The organism is Chitinophaga sp. sic0106 (assembly GCF_019219075.1).
Taxonomy (GTDB): Bacteria; Bacteroidota; Bacteroidia; order Chitinophagales; family Chitinophagaceae; genus Chitinophaga.
This window is the reverse complement of record NZ_JAHUWJ010000083.1, coordinates 1-245: the sequence shown is the minus strand read 5'-3', so window position 1 is coordinate 245 and position 245 is coordinate 1. Positions and strand designations below refer to the sequence as shown.

General features: G+C 51.4%; 1 rRNA gene. It reads right to left on the bottom strand.

Annotated features, from left to right (window positions below):
* Positions 1 to 245: ribosomal RNA gene (locus tag KW844_RS29560) — 16S ribosomal RNA — on the bottom strand; the annotation flags it as partial.

Here is a 245-nt window from a genome sequence, read left to right as displayed (position 1 = left end):
AAGTCCGCCTACGCACCCTTTAAACCCAGTGAATCCGGATAACGCTTGCACCCTCCGTATTACCGCGGCTGCTGGCACGGAGTTAGCCGGTGCTTATTCATCTGGTACCGTCAAGCTCCCTAGAAAGAAAGTGTTTCGTCCCAAATAAAAGAAGTTTACAATCCAGAGGACCTTCATCCTCCACGCGGCATGGCTGGTTCAGACTTCCGTCCATTGACCAATATTCCTTACTGCTGCCTCCCGTA